The following is a 19392-nucleotide window of genomic DNA, read 5'->3' on the forward strand; positions in this document are numbered from 1 at the left end:
ATGACGCGCCGCCCCCTGTGCCGGCATCGGGAGAGGATCCCGGTTGGAGGGACCACTCGCGATGCCCCGGCTGGCAGTCACCGAGAAGCCGCCGTACAGCGGCAGTCTCTTCCTGCGTGGCATCGACAAGCTGCTGGTCAGCACCGGCGGATAGGAGACCCGCATGGCCCTGCACCCGGAGGTGGCGGCCTACCGGGCCGCGCGTGCCGCGGCCGACACGCCGCCGCTGTACACCCAGACCCTGCCCGAGGCACGCGCCGCGGACCTGGCGGCGATCCGCGCCGGGGGCGGCGCGGTCGAGCCGGTGACCGAGGTACGCGACGAGCTGATCCCCGGCCCCGCCGGGGACCTGCCGATCCGGGTGTACCGGCCGGCCGGCCGGGGACCACTGCCCACCCTGCTGTACTTCTTCGGTGGCGGGTGGACGCTCGGCAGTGTCGACACCGCCGACGGCATCTGCCGACGGCTGGCCAACGCGGTGCCGTGCCAGGTGGTGACCGTCGGCTACCGGCTGGCTCCGGAGCACCCCTTCCCGGCCGCGGTGCACGACTGCCACGCGGCCACCGCCTGGATCGCCGACAACGCCGACCGGCTCGGCGCGGACCCGGATCGGTTGGCGGTGGGCGGGGACAGCGCGGGCGGGAACCTGGCCGCCGCGGTGACCCTGCTCTGCCGCGCGGACGGGCCGGCCCTCGCCGCGCAGCTGCTGGTCTACCCGAACACCGACCAGAGCGGCGAGCCGGAGGGCCCTGTCGGCGACGACCCGGCGCTGTTCAACAGTCGGTCGGTGGCCTGGTACCGCGCGCACTACCTGACCGATCCGGCGCACGCCCGGGACCCCCTCGCATCGCCGCTGCTCGCCGACGACCTGTCGGGCCTGCCCCCGGCGCTGGTGGTCACCGCCGAGCTGGATCCGCTCTGCGCCGAGGGGCAGCGCTACGCCGAGCGGCTGCGCGCCGCCGGGGTGCCCACCCGCCTCGACCACTACCCGGGGATGATCCACGGCTTCTTCGCCATGCCCGGCACGTTCACCGACGGCCGGCGGGCACAGCGCGTCGCGGCGACGTTCCTGCGCGAGGTGTTCGGGCTGCCGCCCGAACCGGCCGACGCGGCGGGGGTGCGTGGTGCCTGAGCGGGTACGCGCCGAGACGCCGCCGGTGTCGTTCGACGACTACGCCGGGCGCGCCCGCGCGGTGCTGGCCCCGGACGTGTGGGACTACGTGGCCGGTGGCAGCGCGGCCGAGGTGACCCTGGCCGCCAACCGGACCGCGCTGGACCGGGTCGCGGTGCTGCCCCGGGTGCTGCGCGCCAGCCACACCGTGGACCTCGGCACCCGGCTGCTCGGCCGCCCGTACGCGATGCCGGTCGGGGTGGCGCCGATGGCGTACCAGCGGCTCGTGCACCCGGACGGGGAGCTGGGCCTGGCGGCGGCGGCCGGCGCGGCCGGGGTGCCCTACCTGGCGAGCACGTTGAGCAGCACGCCGATCGAACAGGTCGCGGGCGCGGGCGCGGAGGTCTGGTTCCAGCTCTACTGGCTGCGCGAGCGCGCCCTGGTCCGCGACCTGCTGGACCGGGTCGTCGCGGCGGGGTGCCGGGCGCTGGTGGTCACCGTGGACGTCCCGGTGCTCGGCCGGCGCCCCCGTGACCTGCGCAACGCGTTCCAGTTGCCCCCCGACGTGGTCGCCGCGAACCTGCCGCAGGGCCGCGACGCGCTGGCGCACAGCGGCGCGCCCGGCGTGTCCGCGATCGCCGCGCACACCGACGCGTCGTTCGAGTCGGCCCTGCGGTGGACGGATCTGGCCTGGCTGCGCGAGCACGTCGACCTGCCGCTGGTCGTCAAGGGGGTGCTGGACCCCCGGGACGCGATCGAGGCGGTGCGGGTCGGCGCGGACGCGGTGGTCGTGTCCAACCACGGCGGTCGGCAACTGGACGGGGTGCCGGCCAGCGTCACCATGCTGCCGGAGGTCCTCGCTGCGGTCGGTGACCGCTGCCAGGTGCTGCTGGACAGCGGCATCCGCGGCGGCACCGATGTGCTGCGGGCGCTCGCGCTGGGTGCCGCCGGGGTGCTGGTCGGCCGGCCGATGCTCTGGGCGCTGGCCGTCGGGGGGCAGCAGGGCGCGCGGGACGCGCTGGCGTTGCTCGCCGCCGAACTGCGCGACGCCCTCACCCTGGCCGGCTGCGCCGACCCGGCGGCGGCGGCCGATCTGCGTACGCTCGGGGCGGGTTGAGCGGGCGTGACCACCGAAGCGGTCGACCTGCTCGTCGCCGACCTGCACCCCGCGCTGGGTGACCCGGCGCTGACGTCGATGAACTTCCTCAACGAGGTGTCCGAACGCTATCCGGCGGCGGTGTCGCTGGCCGCCGGACGGCCGTACGAGGAGTTCTTCGACGTGGCGGCGGTGCACCGGCACCTGGAGACGTTCCACCGGCACCTCGTCGACGATCTGGGCCACCGGCCCGAGCAGGCCCGGCGGCTGCTGCTGCAGTACGGCCGGACCAAGGGCATCGTGCACCACCTGATCGCCCGCAACCTCGCCGTCGACGAGCAGATCACGGTCGACCCGGAGGCCGTGGTGGTGACCGTCGGCTGCCAGGAGGCGATGTTCCTGGTGCTGCGGGCGCTGCGGGCCGGGCCGGCCGACGTGCTGCTCGCGGTCGCCCCGACCTACGTCGGGCTGACCGGCGCGGCCCGGCTCGTGGACCTGCCGGTGTGGCCGGTCGCCGGTGGACCAACCGGGGTGGACCTGGCGGACCTCCGGGCCCAGGTGCGCCGGGCACGCGAGCAGGGCCACCGGCCGCGGGCCTGCTACGTCATGCCGGACTTCGCCAACCCGTCCGGGGTCAGCATCGACACCGCCGACCGGCGGAGGCTGTTGGCGCTGGCCGCCGAGGAGGACCTGCTGCTGCTGGAGGACAACCCGTACGGGCTGTTCCCCGTCGACGACGGGCCGCGCCCGCCCACCCTCAAGGCGCTGGACACCGACCGGCGGGTGGTCTATCTCGGCTCGTTCGCGAAGACCGTGCTGCCCGGCGCGCGGGTCGGCTACGTGGTGGCCGACCAGCGGGTGGCGGGTACGGACGGCCGGGTCGGCCCGCTCGCCGACCAACTCGCCATGATCAAGAGCATGGTCACGGTGAACACCTCGCCGATCGCGCAGGCGGTGATCGGTGGCCGTCTGCTGGAGCACGGGTGCAGTCTGGTGCCGGCGAACACCCGGGAGCGGGCCGCGTACTCCCGGAACATGCGCCACCTGGTCGCCGGCCTGGCCCGGCGCTTCCCGGCCGACCCGGACCGGCCGGCGGCGGTGCGGTGGACAGTGCCCGCCGGTGGGTTCTTCGTGGTGGTGACCGTGCCGTTCGAGGTCGACGACGCGCTGCTGGATATCTCGGCGCGCGACTACGGGGTGCTCTGGACGCCGATGGCGCACTTCTACGACGACACCGTGCCGGTGCGTGCGCTGCGGTTGTCGGTCAGCGCGGTGACACCGGAGCAGATCGACGTGGGGCTCGACCGCCTCGCCGCCCTGATCACCGACGTGCTGGCCCGCTCTGCGGATTGACACACCGCGTTCACCGGATAGCAATGTGCGACGGCCGATTCACCGCCGTCCTTGTTGGACGGTCATAATGGGACGCATGGTTGCCTGGGAGTACGCCTTGCTCGTCCGTCGCTATCAGGGACAGGGCCGCAATTTTCACGTCTCGTTCGTCTGGTACGGCCCTGACGGGTCACGCAAGGACATCACGGCCTTCGGGGACACCGCCATCGCGCACCTCAACCGCGCCGGCCGGGAGGGCTGGGAGCTGGTCTCCGCCGCCGAGGACGTCAACAACGTCCAGGGCAGCACCGAAGTCCACCGCTACCACCTAAAACGCCCCCTAGCCTGACCGCCCCCGCCCCACCCCGCCGCCTGCCCGCCCCACCCCTGCCCGCGTCGATCATGGAGTTGTGGTGGTGGACGAAAGTCGCCCACCGGCCCTTATCGGGCACCACAACTCCATGATCGACGCGACTGGCTGGTTGGGGCAGCGCTTTAGGACAGGTTGATGCTGGGGTAGAGGGGGTGCGGGGCCAGCAGGTCGGTGGCCTGGCGGGACACCTTGTCGGCCAGGGCCGGGTCGAGGGTGTACTTGGCCTTCGATCCGGTGCCGTCGGCGTTGGCGCCGGCGGTGGTGTGGGTCAGCACCGTGTGGATCAGCTCCGCCGTCTGGTCCATCTCGGCGGTGCCGAGCCCCCGCGTGGTCAGCGCCGGGGTGCCGATCCGGATGCCGGACGTGTACCAGGCGCCGTTCGGGTCCTGCGGGACCGAGTTGCGGTTGGTGACGATGCCCGAGTCCAGCAGAGCCTGCTCGGCCTGCCGGCCGGTGAGCCCGTAGCCGGACACGTCGATCAGCACCAGGTGGTTGTCGGTGCCGCCGGTGACCAGCTTCGCGCCGCGCCGCAGCAGCCCCTCGGCCAGGGCCTGCGAGTTGGCCACGATCCGGGACGCGTAGTCGGCGAAGTCGGGGCGGCGGGCTTCGGCGAGGGCGACCGCCTTGGCGGCCATCACGTGCGGCAGCGGACCACCGAGCACCATCGGGCAGCCCCGGTCCACCTGGTCGGCCAGCTCCGGCCCGCAGAGCACCATGCCGCCACGGGGGCCGCGCAGCGACTTGTGGGTGGTGGTGGTGACGATGTGCGCGTGCGGCACCGGGTCGAAGTCGCCGGTGAAGACCTTGCCCGCCACCAGGCCGGCGAAGTGCGCCATGTCGACCATGAAGGTCGCGCCGACCGAGTCGGCGATCTCCCGCAGGATCCGGAAGTTCACCTTCCGGGGGTACGCCGAGTAGCCGCCGACCAGGATCAGCGGCTTGAACTCGCGGGCCGCCTCGGCCACCCGGTCGTAGTCGATCAGGCCGGTCGTCGGGTCGGTGCCGTAGCTGCGCTGGTCGAACATCTTGCCGGAGATGTTCGGCCGGAAGCCGTGGGTCAGGTGACCGCCCGCGTCCAGCGACATGCCGAGCATCCGCTGGTTGCCCAGCTCACGGCGCAGCGCGAACCAGTCCGCCTCGGTGAGGTCGTTGACCTGGCGCACCTGCGCCTTCTTCAGCGCGGGGGCCTCCACCCGGTCGGCGAGCACCGCCCAGAACGCGACCAGGTTGGCGTCGATGCCCGAGTGCGGCTGCACGTACGCGTGCGCGGCGCCGAACAGTTCGCGGGCGTGCTCGGCGGCGAGGGCCTCGACGGTGTCGACGTTCTGGCAGCCGGCGTAGAAGCGGCGCCCGACGGTGCCCTCGGCGTACTTGTCGCTGAACCAGTTGCCCATGGCCAGCAGGGTGGCCGGGGAGGCGTAGTTCTCGCTGGCGATGAGCTTGAGCGACTCTCGCTGGTCGGTCAGCTCGGCGCCGATGGCGTCGGCGACCCGCGGCTCGACAGCCCGGATCACCTCAAGGGCACTCCGGAATGCGGTGGACTCGGCGTTGTGCGACATACGACCTCCTACAGACGTGCGGAAGGCCCAGGCGCTCGGCAAAAACGTCCTCGTGACGGGGCCGCTCCCTGATGGTTGTCCATCCCCACGCGCCAGTAACGGCCCGCGCCGATCCTACCGGGCCGGCCACGGCCCACCCGGCCGGCCTCCGGACGTGACCACCGAAGGTGCCCGGACGACTGCCGAGCCGGTGGGGACGAGGCAGCCGTCCGGTCAGACGGTGGCGAGGGTGCGGGGGATCTCGTCGAGCAGTTCCCGGGCCAGGAAGCCGATCCGCCCGTACCGGGGGATCAGCCGTTGACCGCTCACCGCGTGCGCGAAGGCCCCCCAGCAGGCGGCCTGCGCCGGGTCGGTTCCCCGGGAGAGCAGCCCGGCCAGCAGGCCGGCGAGCACGTCCCCGCTGCCGGAGGTGCCGAGCCCGGCGTCCCCGCTCTCCTCCCGCCACCCGCGCCCGTCCGGGGCGGCCACATGCCCGTAGAGCGACACGACGGCCTCGTACCGGGCGGCCAACTCGGCGGCCTCGGCGTCCAGGTCGTCGCCCGGGTCCCGGCCGAGCAGGTGCCCGGCCTCGGTGACGTTGGGGGTGAGCACCACCGGGCGGCCCGAGCCGACCAGCAGCGTCGGCTCGTGGCTGAGCGCACCGAGGGCGTACGCGTCGAGCACCAGCGGGGTGCGCGGCCCCGCCGCGCCCAGGACCAGGCCGAGCAGCTGGACGGTCTCGTCGATGCCCGTGAGGCCGGGGCCTAGGGCCACCACGTCGGCCTGGCCGACCAACTCGTCGAGTTGGCCGCCCCGGTCGGCGACGACGGCGCCGTCGGAGGTCTCCGGCAGTCCGACCACCAGCGCCTCGGGCACCTGGATGCTCAAGGTGGCGGCGGTGGACTCGGCGGCGGCGAGCTGGAGCACCCCGGCGCCGGCGCGCAGCGCGGCCACCCCGGCGAGCAGCACCGCGCCGGGGGTGAAGCGGGAGCCGCCGACCACCAGCACGGTGCCCCGGCTCTCCTTGCCGCCGGTCGGCACCGGCAGCGCCCACTCCCGCAGCAGTCCCGGCGTGATCACCTGCACCTCAGACCGGCTCGGCATGGACCTCGTCCTCCCTGGTCGGCTCGGCGCCCTGCCGGCGCAGGTGGCCGATCTCGTTGAAACCGCCCAGCGTCAGCCGGCCCTGGGCGTCGGCCGACCAGTCGGTGATCGAGCAGTTGGCGATGACGTGCTCGCGGGTCAGCTCCATCAGCTCCGGCTCGGTCAGCCCTTCGACCAGGTAACGCAGCAGGAACACCAGCGCGTCGTGGCCGAAGAGCAGCACCCGCTGACCGGCGTGGTCCCGGCGCAGGTCACCGAGGAGGCCCCGCAGGCGCAGCGCCACGTCGGTCCAGGCTTCGCCGCCGGGCGGCCGGTAGTAGAACTTGCCCAGCCGGGCGCGGCGCTCGGCCTCGTCCGGAAACCGCTGACGCACCCCGTGCCCGGTCAGGCCGTCGAGGATGCCCAGCTCCCGGTCGCGCAGCCGTTCGTCCCGGCTGACCGGGACCCCGGTGTCGTGCAGCGCCAGCTCGGCGGTGGAGACCGCCCGCAGGTACGGCGAGACCACCGCCACGTCGGGGCGGCGGTCCTCGGGCAGCCCGGCGAGCCAGCGGCCGGTCGCCCGGGCCTGCTCCTCGCCGGTGGGGGAGAGCGGCACGTCGGCGTCGCGGTGACCGAGCCCGATCAGCTCCGCGCCGGTGGCCTCGGCCCGGGTGGCCGCCACGTTCGCGGTGCTCTCCCCGTGCCGGATGATCCAGAGCGTCGACAGTTCCGCCATGCCCGACCCCCTACCCGGGTGCCGCCGACGGTAACCGTGTCACGGCCGGCACCGCGCCGGCCGTCGTGTCGCTCAGCCGCGCCGTTGCAGCAGTGCCACGGTCAGCCCGGTCACGTGTGTGACGCGGACCACGTCGTAGCGCTCGGCGAGCGCCGCCGACTGCTTCTTCGGCAGCCCGGTCAGCGGTGCGTCGGTGACGGTCGGCAGCAGCACCCACAGTCGGGGCTCGTCTCGCAGGCAGCGGGCCGGGTTGGCGCAGTCCGCGCCGAACAGTTCGTCGCGCTGGGCCGCCGACCGCTGCTGGAAGACGTTGCGGGGGGAGACGTCGTCAGGGAGGTAGTAGCGCACCCCGGGCTCGTGCATCCACCACCACGGGCCGCCCGCGACGAGGCCGTCGCCGGGCTGGTAGCCGGCTTCGATGACGCGCGCCGCCTCGGAGTAGGACAGCGGCGTGAACGCCCGCGCCTGGGGGTACGTGTACCAGCCATGCGAGAACTCGTCGCGCAGCGCGAGCTGACCGGGCACGGACAGGGCCGCGAGCACCACCAGCGACGCCGCCACCAGCGGCGCGCGGCGCAGCGCGGCGATCCCCGCGCCGGCGAGCACCGCCCAGGCCGGCACGAGGAAGAGCAGGTACTTGGAGAAGAAGTAGTTGATGTCGCCGGTCGAGGCCAGCAGGATCACCGGCAGCGGCAGGACGGCGATCACCGCCGCCATGACGGTCCGGGACGCGGCGTCGCGCCGCAGGTGGGTCAGGACGCCCACCACGGCCAGCGCGGTCACCGCGACGGCCAGCAACGTCGAGCCGAGGACCTGCTCCCAGACCGTCCAGGGCGCGCTGTCCGGGATCCAGCTGATCTGCCGCCCCGCCTGCTTCATGCCCCGCAGGATCACCGGCGCGGCGATGCCCGCCCCGGCGGCGGAGGCGAGCACGAACCAGGCCAGCGACCACCAGCGGCGCTGGCGCCAGCAGTGCAGGAGAACGGCCACACCGTGCCCGAGCAGCAGGGTGAGCGCCACCACGTTCACCAGGCCGATTCCGGCCACGGCGAGCACGTACGCCGCCCACCGCAGCCACCCCGGCCGCTCCAACGCCCGGAGCAGGAACAGGGTGGCCACGGCCCCGGCGAGGACGACGAAGGCGTACGAGCGGGTCTCCTGGCCGAACCGGGTGACGGTGGGCACCAGGGCGAAGACGAAACCGGCGGCGACCCCCGCCGTCTGACCGAAGACCCGCCGCCCGACAAGCGCCACGCACGCGGTCGCCAGGATCATGGCCAGCGCCGACGGCAGGCGCACGGCGGCCGGCCCGGTGCCGAACAGGGTGGTCCAGCCGTGCATGAACAGGTAGTACGCCCCGTGCACGGCGTCGACGTTCGCCAGCATGCCGATGATCTGCCCGGTGGAGCGGGTCGCCACGTCGACGGTGACCAGCTCGTCGTGCCACATCTCCGGGCTGCCGATGCGCCAGCCGACCGCGAGGGCGGCGAACGCCGTCGGCCAGAACCAGACGCTCAGCGCCAGCCGACGCAGGAGTGGCAGTGACCGGCCGTCCGGTCCGGTGGTCGGCGAGGGCGAACCCACGTCGGTCTGCGCGGGAGGCGCGTCCGTGGTGACGGCGCGGTCTGACATCGGCATCCGATCGGGGGGCGTGCGGAGCGGGCGCGACGATGATAGCCGTCACCGGGCCCGCCGTCGGACCCCTCACCGTGGCGTGGCCCGCAGCGGTGTCGCGGCGCGTCGCGTCGGCGGTTCGCCCGTCACCGATCCGGACGGGATGCCTGATAATGTGGCCCGCGCCTGTCGCGCACTTCCACCACGCACAGTTAGGCCTGCGGACCGATGATTGTCGACATCATGCTGCCGTACTACGGGAGTGTGCCCCTCATGCAGGCGGCGGTACGCAGCGTGATGGCACAGAGTGACCCTGGTTGGCGCCTGACGGTAGTCGACGACGGCCGGGAGCCGGGGGTGCCGGAGTGGTTCGCGGGCATCACCGACGAGCGGGTCCGCTACCAGCGCAACGAGCGCAACCTCGGCGTCACCGGCAACTACCGCAAGTGCGTCGGCCTCGCCGAGCACGAGTACCTGGTGATGATGGGCACGGACGACATCATGCACCCCAACTACGTCGCGACCGTGCGATCGGTGATCGAGGAGTACCCGGGCGTCTGCATGATCCAGCCCGGGGTCGAGATCATCGACGCCGACGGCAACGTGGTCAACACGATGGTCGACGAGGCCAAGCGGCGGCTCTACGCCCCCCGGATCGAGACCCGGGAGCTGATGGGCGGCGAAGACCTGGCGGCCAGCCTGCTGCGCGGCTGCTGGTTCTACTTCCCGTCGATCTGCTGGCGGACGGACGCGCTCAAGACCGTCAACTTCCGCGACGAGTTCCAGGTCATCCAGGATCTGGCCCTGGTGATCGACCTGGTCCAGCGGGGCGAGCAGATGGCTGTCGACAGCACCCTCTGCTTCCAGTTCCGCCGACACGCGGTCAGCAAGTCCGCCGCCGACGCGGTCAACGGCTCCCGGTTCACCGAGGCACGGGCCTACTTCGTCGACGTCGCACGGCGGATGGACGAGCAGGGCTGGCCCCGGGCGGCCCGGGCGGCCCGCCGCTACACCTCGTCGCGACTGCACGCCATCACGCTGCTGCCGGCGGCCGTCCGGTCGGGCAAGATGACCGGCGTGCGCAGCCTGTCGCGGCACGCGTTCGGGCCGGGCCGATGAGCGACAGCCAGGGGAGCGGCATGAGCGTCAGACCATGGCACCGTGGCGAGGACGCCGGGCCGTCCCTGCGGGTGGCGGTGCTCGGCGGTACGGGCTTCCTCGGTCGTCCCATCTGCCGTGCGCTGGCCGACCAGGGGCACGCCGTGGTCGCCGTCGCGCGCCAGCCGAGGGACCTCGGCCCGGGGGTGGTGGTCCGCGCCCTGGACCTGGCCGCCGCCGACGTCGACGAGATCACCGACGTGCTGCGGGAGCTCGACTCCGACGTGGTGATCAACGCGGCGGGTGGGATGTGGGGGCTGACCGACGAGCAGATGCTCGCGGTCAACGTCACCCTGGTCGAGCGGCTGATCGAGGCCGCCGGCCGGTTGCCCCGGCGGGTCCGGGTGATCCAGCTCGGCAGCGTGCACGAGTACGGGCTGGTCCCGGTCGACACGTCGATGCCCGAGACGCTGCCCGCCGCCCCGGTCATGCCGTACGGCGGGTTCAAGGTGCGCTGCACCACCGCGGTCGCCGAGGCCGACCGGCGGGGTCTGATCGAGGGCGTCACGCTGCGGGTCGGCAACGTCATCGGCGCCGGCCAGCCCGGGCACAGCCTGCTCGGCGTGGTCGCGGGAAAGCTGCGCGATGCCCAGCGGGCCGGTGAGCGGGCCCGACTGGAGTTGGCCCCGCTGGGTTCCCGCCGTGACTTCGTCGGGCTCAGCGACGTCGTCGCCGCCGTGTTGCTGGCCGCGGTCCGACCCCAGGCGGCCGGTCGCGTGATCAACATCGGTCGGGGGGTGGCGGCCAGCGCGCGTGATATGGTCCAGCTTCTCATCGATGTGAGTGGGGTCCCGACCGACCTCATCGAGGGCGAGCGCACCGGCCCGGCCGAGACGACCTGGCAGCGGCTGGACGTCGGGTTGGCCGCCGAGGTGCTCGGCTGGGCGCCGAGCGATGATCTGCACACCGAGATGAAGCAGTTGTGGGAGCACGCCGGCGCCGAGGTGCCCGCCTGATGGTCGAGAGGTTCCTGGCCGCATGACTATCCCCGCCCTCGTCCGGTCCCGCGGCACGCTGGCCGACATGCTCTCCGGCCGCAGCAACGGCATCGGGCTGATCCGGCTCTGCCTCGCGGTGGGCGTCGTGCTGTCGCACTCCAAGCCGCTCGGCTTCGGCGCCAGCGACCTCGGCTACCACCTCACCGGTCGGCAGACCAACGTCGGCACCATGGCCGTGTACGGCTTCTTCGTGCTCTCCGGCCTGCTGATCACCCGCAGCGCCCGGCGTACCGGCATCATCCGCTACACGTGGCACCGCGCCCTGCGCATCTTCCCCGGTCTCTGGGTCTGCCTGCTGATCACCGCGTTGGTGGTCGCCCCGCTGGTCGCGCTGCGCGAGCACGGCACCACCGGCGGCTTCTTCGACAACGCCTGGGACCGGGGCGGCCCGCTGGCGTACCTGCAGGCGAACTGGTGGACCGGCGTCCGTCAGTACGGCATCCAGGACCTGCTCAAGGAGACCACCCCGTGGGGTGAGAAGAGCAATTCCAGCGTCTTCAACGGCGCGCTGTGGTCGCTCAAGTACGAGATGTTCTGCTACGTCGTGGTGGGCGTGCTGGCCGTGACGGCGGTGCTGCGCAACGCCCGCCGGTTCGTGCTGTTCCTGACCGTCGCCCTCTACCTGAGCATCCTGCAGGACTGGGTGAGCTCGGGGCGGGTGAGCGGCCCGGTGTCCACGGCGGCCTGGACCTTCGACTCGCCCCTGGTGGGCGTCATGAGCTTCCACTACATCGTCTACCTGGGCTTCCTGTTCGCCTTCGGCGCGACCCTGGACCTCTACCGGGAGCGGGTGCCGATCAACGACGCGCTCGGCATCGGCTCGGCGCTGGCACTCGGGCTGTCGCTGCTCTTCGGCGGCTTCTTCGTCATCGGGCTGCCCGCGTTCGCGTACCTGCTGGTCTGGCTGTCGGTGCGGATGCCGCGTCAACTGCACTGGGTGGGTCGCAAGAACGACTACTCGTACGGCATCTACATCTACGGGTTCATCTTCCAGCAGGTGATGGCGAGCCTCGGCTGGAGCCGCTGGGGGTACGTGCCGTTCGCGGCGATGTCGGTGGCGGCGGCCTTCGCCGCGGCGTTCGTGTCCTGGAAGCTGGTCGAGCGGCCGGCGTTGCGGTTGAAGGACTGGACGCCGGGCTTCGTGGCCCGCCGGTCGTCGCAGACGGTGCCGGTCGAGCAGCAGACCGCGGTTGCCGAGGAACCACCGTCGACGCCGCCGGTGTCGGTCGGCGACGCGACGCAGGAGTTGCCGCAGCAGCGCGCCACGCTGGTCCCCGGCCGGTAGCCCGCCGGCCGGCAGTCGGCGTCGTACCCTCGGGGGCGTGGCCACGGCGGCGGAGGAGATCCGGGTGGGGGAGCGGCTGGTCCGCGTCTCCAGCCCCGACAAGCCGTACTTTCCGGAGCGTGGGCTGACCAAGCTCGACGTTGTCCGCTACTTCCTGGCGGTGGGCGACGGCATCCTGCGCGCGTTGCGCGACCGGCCGACCATGCTGGAACGCTGGCCGCGCGGCGTTTTCGAGGGCGCGACGATCGCCACCCGGCAGACCAACCGGGGCGACGCCTTCTATCAGAAGCGGCTGCCAGCGGGCGCGCCCGACTGGGTGCGCACCGCGCACATCACCTTTCCCAGTGGCCGCACCGCCGACGAGGTCGCGCCCAGCGAACTGGCCGTGGTGATCTGGGCGGCCAACCTGGGCACCCTGCGCTTTCACCCGTGGCCGGTGACCGCCGCCGACGTGGAGCGCCCCGACCAGCTGCGCATCGACCTGGACCCGATGCCGGGCGTCGGCTTCGAGCAGGTGGTGCCGGTGGCCCGGGAGGTGCGGGCGTTCCTCGCCGAGTTGGGCCTGACCGGCTACCCGAAGACCACCGGCGGGCGGGGCCTGCACATCTACCTGTCGATCGAGCCGCGGTGGAGCTTCGGCGAGTGCCGCCGGGCGGTGCTCGCGCTGGGCCGGGAGATGCAGCGCCGGCTGCCGGAGCTGGTCACCACCACCTGGTGGCGCGACAAGCGGGACCGGCCGGTGTTCGTCGACTACAACCAGATGTCGCGGGACCACACGATGGCCTCGGCGTACTCGATCCGGCCGACGCCCCGGGCGTTGGTGTCGGCGCCGCTGGACTGGGCGGAGCTGGACGACGCCCGGCCGGAGGACTTCGACGTGCTGTCCGTGCCGGCCCGGTTCGCCGAGCGGGGTGACCCGCACGCCGGCCTCGACGGCGAGCGGCACTCGTTGGAGCCGCTGCTGGCGCTGGCCGACCGGGACGGCGTGGAGGCTCCGCCGGAGCGCTGAGCGGTCACGCCCAGGGGCTGCCGGCCCCGTCGAACTCCTCGTAGACCAGCCAGGTGCGGGTGGACAGCACTCCGGGGATGCTCTGCACCCGGCCCAGCACCACGTCCCGCAGCGCGGCATTGTCCGGCGCGCGGACCAGCGCGAGCACGTCGTGGTCGCCGCCGAGCAGGGCGGCGTGCTCGATGTAGCGCACCTGGGCCAGCTCGGCCGACACCTCCCGCCAGGTGTTCTGCTGGATCGTCAACGCGATGTACGCCGAGGTGCCCAACCCGGCCGCCTCGGGCGCCACCTGGGCCCGGAACCCGGTGATGACCCCGTCGCGCAGCAGGCGCTCCACCCGGGCGTACGCGTTGGTGCGGGAGATGTGGATCCGTTCGGCCAGGGTCCGCACCGAGGTCCGCCCGTCCCGGGCCAACTCGTCGAGGATCCGGCGGTCCACCTCGTCCAGCGCTCGGGCCGAACGTCCCGATCCGATGGCGCGGCCCACCCCGTCGGCGGCCTCCTGGCTCACCGAAGCGCCCTTTCCATGCCGATCGTCCCGCCTTCGCCGTGGATCTTGAGTCAATCATCCGATGGCGGAAGCATAGGCCCACCACACGTCCCAGGAGGTCCCGCCGTGACGACCACACCCCAGGCGGTCCGCAGGGCATCCCCGCGCACCCGTCGGGCGGCCACCCCGCCCGACCCGGCGCGCCCGCTGCTGCCGACCGCCGAACCGGTCCGCCTGCTCGACCAGCGCGGCACGCCGCTGCCCGCCCGCACCGACTATCCGGAGCCGCCCGTCGAGGCGCTGCGCGAGCTGTACCGCCGGATGGTGCTCGGCCGCCGGTTCGACACCCAGGCGACCGCCCTGACCAAGCAGGGCCGGCTGGCCGTCTATCCGTCCTCCCGAGGCCAGGAGGCCTGCCAGGTCGCCGCGGTGCTCGCGGTCCGGGACACCGACTGGGTGTTCCCCACCTACCGGGAGTCGATGGCGCTGGTCGCCCGGGGCATCGACCCGGTCGAGGTGCTCACCCTGCTGCGCGGCGACTGGCACTGCGGCTACGACCCGACCGAGGTGCGGACCGCGCCGCAGTGCACCCCCCTGGCGACGCAGTGCGTGCACGCCGCCGGGTTGGCGCACGGTGAGGCGTACCAGGGCCGCGACACCGTGGCGCTGGCCTTCATCGGCGACGGCGCGACCAGCGAGGGCGACTTCCACGAGGGCATCAACTTCGCCGCCGTGTTCAAGGCGCCGGTCGTCTACTTCGTTCAGAACAACCGGTACGCCATCAGCGTCCCGCTGTCCCGGCAGACCGCCGCGCCGTCGCTGGCGTACAAGGGCGTCGGCTACGGGGTGCCCAGCGAGCAGGTCGACGGCAACGACCCGGTGGCGGTGCTCGCCGTGCTGACCCGCGCGGTGGAGCACGCCCGCGCCGGCAACGGGCCGTTCCTGGTGGAGGCGCACACCTACCGGATGGAGCCGCACACCAACGCCGACGACGCGACCCGCTACCGCGACAGCGCCGAGGTCGACGCCTGGCGTGACCGCGACCCGGTCGCCCGCCTGGAGACCTACCTGCGGGCGCGCGGGGTGCTCGACGACGCGGCGGTCGCCGAGGTCGCCGAGGTCGCCGAGGCGTACGCGGCGGACCTGCGGGCCCGGATGAACACCCAACCCACCGTCGACCCGCTGAGCCTCTTCGACCACGTCTACGCCGAGCCGACTCCGCAGTTGGTCGAGCAGCGCGAGCAGGTACGCGCCGAACTGGCCGCCGCGAGCGACGAGGACGGTGCCGCCTGATGGCCACCACCATGGCGAAGGCCCTCAACACCGCGCTCGCCGACGCCCTCGCGGCCGACGATCGGGTCGTCGTCTTCGGTGAGGACGTCGGCCAGCTCGGCGGCGTCTTCCGGATCACCGACGGCCTCCAGGCCCGCTTCGGTGAGAAGCGCTGCTTCGACACGCCCCTCGCCGAGGCCGGCATCGTCGGCTTCGCCGTCGGCCTGGCCATGTCCGGGCTGCGGCCGGTCGTCGAGATGCAGTTCGACGCGTTCGCGTACCCGGCGTTCGAGCAGATCGCCTCGCACGTGGCGAAGCTGCGCAACCGGACCCGGGGGGCGCTGAGCGTGCCCATCGTCATCCGGGTGCCGTACGCCGGCGGCATCGGCGGGGTGGAACACCACTGTGACTCGTCCGAGGCGTACTACGCGCACACCCCCGGCCTGAAGGTCGTCACCCCGGCGACCGTGGCCGACGCGTACTCGCTGCTGCGCGAGGCGATCGACGACCCCGACCCGGTGGTCTTCATGGAGCCCAAGAAGCTCTACTTCGCCAGCGCCGAGGCTGAGCTGCCGACGCGCGCCGAACCGTTCGGCCGGGCCGTGGTGCGCCGGCCGGGACGCGACGCCACCCTGGTGGCGTACGGGCCGGCGGTGCCGGTGGCGTTGGAGGCCGCCGAGGCCGCCCGCGAGGAGGGCTGGGACCTGGAGGTGGTGGACGTACGCACCATCGTGCCGTTCGACGACGCCACCATCACCGCTTCGGTGCGGCGTACCGGCCGGTGCGTGGTGATCCAGGAGGCGCCCGGGTTCGCCGGTGTCGGCGCGGAGATCGCCGCCCGCGTGCAGGAGCGCTGCTTCCACGCGCTGCACGCGCCGGTGCTGCGGGTGGCCGGGCTGGACATCCCGTACCCGGCGCCGATGCTGGAGCACACCCACCTTCCCGGGGTGGACCGGGTGCTCGACGCGGTGGCCCGGTTGCAGTGGGACGACCAGCCGGACGCGCGCTGGTCGACGCAGGGCAGCGCGGCATGACCACGGTCGAGCGGACGCAGGTCTTCCTCCTGCCCGACCTGGGCGAGGGGCTGAGCGAGGCCGAGATCGTCGAGTGGCGGGTGGCCGTGGGTGACGTGGTCACGGTCGACCAGAGCGTGGTCGAGGTGGAGACCGCCAAGGCGGTCGTCGACGTGCCCTGCCCGTACGCCGGACGGGTGGTGACCCTGCACGGCGCGGCCGGTGAGGTCCGTCCGGTCGGCCAGCCGCTGATCACCATCGCCCCGCTGGACGGCGACGGCGACGAGCCGGCCGGGCACGCCACCTACCGTGAGGAGGAGCGGGCCGGCTCCGGCAACGTGCTGATCGGGTACGGCACCGGGCACGGCGGCGCGACCCGCCGTCGACGCCGGCCCCGGCTGGCGGTGGCGCCCGAGCCGACCGACTCCCCGCAGGGCGCGGCACCTGACACGGCCGCCGGGAGCAGCCCGGCGGACGGCACAGGCCCGGCCGCACGCGCCGCGGTGCCGGGCGCGGCGCTGGTCATCTCGCCGATCGTCCGGCGGCTGGCCCGCGACCGGGGCGTCGACCTGAGCACGGTACGCGGCACCGGCCCCGGTGGAGTGATCCGTCGCGCCGACGTGGAGGCGGTGCTGGCCCCGCCCGCGGCCCGGCTCGCCGCCGCTCCGGACCCGCACGTCGCCCCGGCGACCGCCGGGGACAGCGACGTGATCGTTCCGCTCACCGGCGTGCGCAAGGTGATCGCGGACAAGCTGTCCCGCAGCCGGCGGGAGATCCCCGAGGTGACCATCTGGGTCGACGTGGACGCCACCGGCCTGCTGGAGACCCGGGCCGCGATCAACGCGGCGACCCCGGACGCGCCGGTGAGCATCCTGGCCCTGCTGGCCCGGATCTGCCTCAGCGGGCTGCGCAGGTTCCCGCAGCTCAACGCCCGGGTCGACACCGAGGGGCAGCGGATCGTCCAGTCCGCAGGCGTGCACCTGGGTATCGCCGCGCAGACCGACCGGGGTCTGCTCGTTCCGGTGCTGCGCGACGCCCAGCGGCTCACCACCGCCGAGTTGGCCGCCGAGCTGGCGGCCACCACGGCGCAGGCGCGGGCGGGCACGCTGCCGCCGGCCCGGCTGACCGGCGGCACGTTCACGCTCAACAACTACGGGGTGTTCGGCGTGGACGGCTCCACACCGATCATCAACCACCCGGAGGCGGCCCTGCTCGGCGTGGGCCGGATCGTGGACAAGCCGTGGGTGGTCGACGGGCAGTTGGCCGTGCGCAAGGTGACGCAGCTGAGCCTCACCTTCGACCACCGGGTCTGCGACGGCGGGGTGGCCGGCGGCTTCCTGCGGCACGTCGCCGACTGCGTGGAGCGCCCGGCGCTGCTGATCGCCGCCGTCTGAGACGACGTACCCCGGCCCCGGCGCCGCCCTGTGCGGGCGCCGGGGCCGTCCGCGTCCCGGGGGTTTCCCGGACGTCGGATCGGGAAGTCGGCTCCGCCGGAGCGCACCAGGCGCGTCGAAGGGAGTCGGTCCGTGACGTACCAGGAGCTTCGTAATGCCGTCCGGGAGCGACGACCCGCCTCGGCCGGCGCTCCACTGCACTGCGACGCGCGGGAGTACGGCCTGCGCGGCGACGGCGAGACGAACGACCAGCCGGCGCTGGCCGCCCTCGTGGACCGCCTGGGCGCCGGCTACGCGTCGGACGGGCGAGCCCGGGTCATCTACTGCCCACCGGGCATCTACTCGATCCGGGACGCCGGCACGGTGTGGCGCAGCGGCGTCTCCCTGATCGGGGCGGGCCCGGCGGCGACCCGGTTCCTGCTCAGCAACGAGGGCAACCGCACCGACCCCACCCCGTTGGCGTTCTGGACCACCCTGCAGCACGGCGCCGACCGGGACCGGCACATCGCCGACTGCACCTTCGCCGACTTCGAGATCGACGGATCCGGCGTGGCGATGGCCGAGTACAACTACCTCGCCAAGGGCCTGGGCCTGCAGTACATGGTGCGCGGTGTTTTCCGCAACCTCTTCATCCACCACACCGCGGCCACCGGCCTGGGCTGCGACTTCCTCCAGGACAGCCTGATCGACGGCGTGGTGGTGGTCGGCTGCGGCCGGCTGGACAACGGCGAGCAGATGGGCGGCGCCGGCATCGGTGTGGGCATCGGCGGGTGGGGCGACATGGAGCGGTTGACCATCGCCAACTGCACCACCCTGGCCAACGGCACCAACGGCATCTTCCTGGAGCTTCAGAAGGACTACTGGACGCCGCCACGCGGCTACCGCATTATCGGCTGCCACAGCCAGGGCAACCGGTTCGGGATCTCCGACTGGGGCGCCGACGGTCTCATCGTCTCCGCCTGCACGATGGTCGGCAACCTGGAGGCCGGCTTCGACATCTCGGCGCAGGGCACGGCGGGCGTGGCCGGACGGGGTGGGCTGCTCAGCGACTGCGTCATCGACGGCAACCTCCGCGACGGCGTCAGCATCGGCAACAGCCCCGGCCCGTACACCATCCGGGGCAACCGGATCAGCGGCAATGGCCGGCACGGCTATCACGGGCACGACCTCGGGCGTGGTTACCTGGGCCCGATCCGGGACGTGGTGATCGAGAGCAACGAGTTCTGGAACAACGGGCTGGACGCCGTCCGGATCGACCACCAGATGACCGACGCGGTGCTGCTGAACAACCGGATCCGCAACAACGGCCAGCAGCGCGCCGACGGCACCGGCGGCGCCGGCGAGAGCGTCCGCTACGCCGAGCGGTCCGTGGTGGACCGGGCCGCCCACTGGCCAACCGACGGGCACCGGGGAAAGGTCCTGCGGGTCGGGCGGTCGGTGGCCGTGGTCGCCTCGAACACCGGCGAGGAGCTGGTGCTGGCACCGGTCCGGCCCGACGCGATAAGCGCGTGGAGTGGCGACGTCCCGCCACCGGGCTGCCGGTACGAGCTGTCCGCGGCACCCGGGCGGCGGGCCGGCATCACCATCGACGCGGCGTTCGACTCGGCCACGATTCGCGGCAACCGGATCTGGGACAACCACGAGGACAAGACCCAGACCCACGGGTTGTGGATCACCGAGCGGGGCAGTTGCGTGGACTGCCGGGTCGAGGACAACGACCTCGCCGGCAACGCCGAGGACGGGATGCGGCTGGACACTCCGCCGGTGGGCGGACGCTGGCGCGACAACCACGTCGACAGCGACTGGGCCTGAGCGACTGGATCTGGGCGGGCTGCTCGGCGGCAGCCTGGGCCTGAGCGGGCGTCCGGTGGCGGCGACCGGAGTGGTCCG

17 protein-coding genes and 1 riboswitch are annotated in these 19392 nt (G+C 73.1%); of the genes, 12 read left to right on the plus strand and 5 right to left on the minus strand.

Annotated features, from left to right (window positions below):
* Positions 1–163 precede the first annotated feature (163 nt).
* The 4 genes from ABZ780_RS30530 (at position 164) to ABZ780_RS30545 (ending at position 3888) form a co-directional block, all read left to right on the plus strand.
* Positions 164–1132: an alpha/beta hydrolase gene (locus ABZ780_RS30530; protein ID WP_357000722.1), complete on the plus strand. Its 969-nt coding sequence runs from the start codon at positions 164–166 to the stop codon at positions 1130–1132.
* Entirely contained in the window at positions 1125–2228 is a 1104-nt protein-coding gene (locus ABZ780_RS30535) for an alpha-hydroxy acid oxidase (protein ID WP_357488256.1), read from the plus strand. Before ABZ780_RS30530 ends, ABZ780_RS30535 begins: the two co-directional genes overlap by 8 nt.
* 6 nt (positions 2229–2234) lie before the next feature.
* Positions 2235–3560, plus strand: a complete 1326-nt coding sequence (locus ABZ780_RS30540) for a PLP-dependent aminotransferase family protein (RefSeq protein ID WP_357488257.1) — start codon at positions 2235–2237, stop codon at positions 3558–3560.
* Between the two features lie 67 nt (positions 3561–3627).
* Complete coding sequence (locus ABZ780_RS30545) at positions 3628–3888, plus strand: hypothetical protein (protein WP_357000729.1); 261 nt, start codon at positions 3628–3630, stop codon at positions 3886–3888.
* A gap of 146 nt (positions 3889–4034) precedes the next feature.
* On the opposite strand, the gene ABZ780_RS30550 is transcribed toward ABZ780_RS30545, so the two are convergent.
* From ABZ780_RS30550 to ABZ780_RS30565, 4 genes are all read right to left on the minus strand, one after another.
* On the minus strand, positions 4035–5471 hold the full coding sequence (locus ABZ780_RS30550) for a glycine hydroxymethyltransferase (RefSeq protein ID WP_357488258.1): 1437 nt from the start codon (positions 5469–5471) through the stop codon (positions 4035–4037).
* Between the two features lie 18 nt (positions 5472–5489).
* Positions 5490–5581, minus strand: a riboswitch (ZMP/ZTP riboswitch).
* Between the two features lie 103 nt (positions 5582–5684).
* Positions 5685–6554, minus strand: a complete 870-nt coding sequence (locus tag ABZ780_RS30555; RefSeq protein WP_357488259.1) for an NAD(P)H-hydrate dehydratase — start codon at positions 6552–6554, stop codon at positions 5685–5687.
* On the minus strand, positions 6538–7269 hold the full coding sequence (locus ABZ780_RS30560) for a histidine phosphatase family protein (protein ID WP_357000738.1): 732 nt from the start codon (positions 7267–7269) through the stop codon (positions 6538–6540). The genes ABZ780_RS30555 and ABZ780_RS30560 overlap by 17 nt, the downstream gene beginning before the upstream one ends.
* Positions 7270–7341: 72 nt before the next feature.
* A complete protein-coding gene (locus ABZ780_RS30565) occupies positions 7342–8901 on the minus strand; it encodes a glycosyltransferase family 39 protein (protein WP_357488260.1) in 1560 nt (519 codons plus the stop codon).
* 210 nt (positions 8902–9111) lie between these two features.
* Here ABZ780_RS30565 and ABZ780_RS30570 point away from each other — a divergent pair, with 210 nt between their 5' ends.
* From ABZ780_RS30570 to ABZ780_RS30585, 4 genes are read left to right on the plus strand one after another with little or no spacing between them, the layout of a single operon-like run.
* Positions 9112–10002: a glycosyltransferase gene (locus ABZ780_RS30570; protein WP_357000744.1), complete on the plus strand. Its 891-nt coding sequence runs from the start codon at positions 9112–9114 to the stop codon at positions 10000–10002.
* 20 nt (positions 10003–10022) lie between these two features.
* On the plus strand, positions 10023–10997 hold the full coding sequence (locus ABZ780_RS30575) for an NAD(P)-dependent oxidoreductase (protein ID WP_357488261.1): 975 nt from the start codon (positions 10023–10025) through the stop codon (positions 10995–10997).
* A gap of 22 nt (positions 10998–11019) precedes the next feature.
* The gene (locus ABZ780_RS30580) at positions 11020–12324 is read left to right on the plus strand and encodes an acyltransferase (RefSeq protein WP_357488262.1); all 1305 of its coding nucleotides are present in this window, start codon (positions 11020–11022) and stop codon (positions 12322–12324) included.
* A gap of 37 nt (positions 12325–12361) precedes the next feature.
* Positions 12362–13333 (plus strand): DNA primase small subunit domain-containing protein, encoded by a 972-nt coding sequence (locus ABZ780_RS30585; RefSeq protein WP_357488263.1) that lies wholly within the window; start codon positions 12362–12364, stop codon positions 13331–13333.
* A 4-nt stretch (positions 13334–13337) separates the two neighbouring features.
* Here the strand turns inward: ABZ780_RS30585 and ABZ780_RS30590 are convergent, their stop codons facing one another.
* On the minus strand, positions 13338–13772 hold the full coding sequence (locus tag ABZ780_RS30590) for an Lrp/AsnC family transcriptional regulator (RefSeq protein ID WP_357002748.1): 435 nt from the start codon (positions 13770–13772) through the stop codon (positions 13338–13340).
* Between the two features lie 177 nt (positions 13773–13949).
* On the opposite strand from ABZ780_RS30590, the gene pdhA reads away from it, so the two are divergent.
* From pdhA to ABZ780_RS30610, 4 genes are all read left to right on the plus strand, one after another.
* Positions 13950–15116, plus strand: a complete 1167-nt coding sequence (pdhA, locus tag ABZ780_RS30595; protein ID WP_357488264.1) for a pyruvate dehydrogenase (acetyl-transferring) E1 component subunit alpha — start codon at positions 13950–13952, stop codon at positions 15114–15116.
* Positions 15113–16129, plus strand: coding sequence for an alpha-ketoacid dehydrogenase subunit beta (locus ABZ780_RS30600; protein WP_357002751.1), 1017 nt, complete (start codon positions 15113–15115; stop codon positions 16127–16129). The genes pdhA and ABZ780_RS30600 overlap by 4 nt, the downstream gene beginning before the upstream one ends.
* On the plus strand, positions 16126–17502 hold the full coding sequence (locus ABZ780_RS30605) for a dihydrolipoamide acetyltransferase family protein (protein WP_357488265.1): 1377 nt from the start codon (positions 16126–16128) through the stop codon (positions 17500–17502). The genes ABZ780_RS30600 and ABZ780_RS30605 overlap by 4 nt, the downstream gene beginning before the upstream one ends.
* A 132-nt stretch (positions 17503–17634) precedes the next feature.
* Complete coding sequence (locus ABZ780_RS30610) at positions 17635–19314, plus strand: right-handed parallel beta-helix repeat-containing protein (RefSeq protein ID WP_357488266.1); 1680 nt, start codon at positions 17635–17637, stop codon at positions 19312–19314.
* Positions 19315–19392: the final 78 nt, after the last annotated feature.

Origin of the sequence: Micromonospora sp. NPDC047467 (assembly GCF_040643095.1) — a bacterium.
Lineage (GTDB): Bacteria > Actinomycetota > Actinomycetes > Mycobacteriales > Micromonosporaceae > Micromonospora.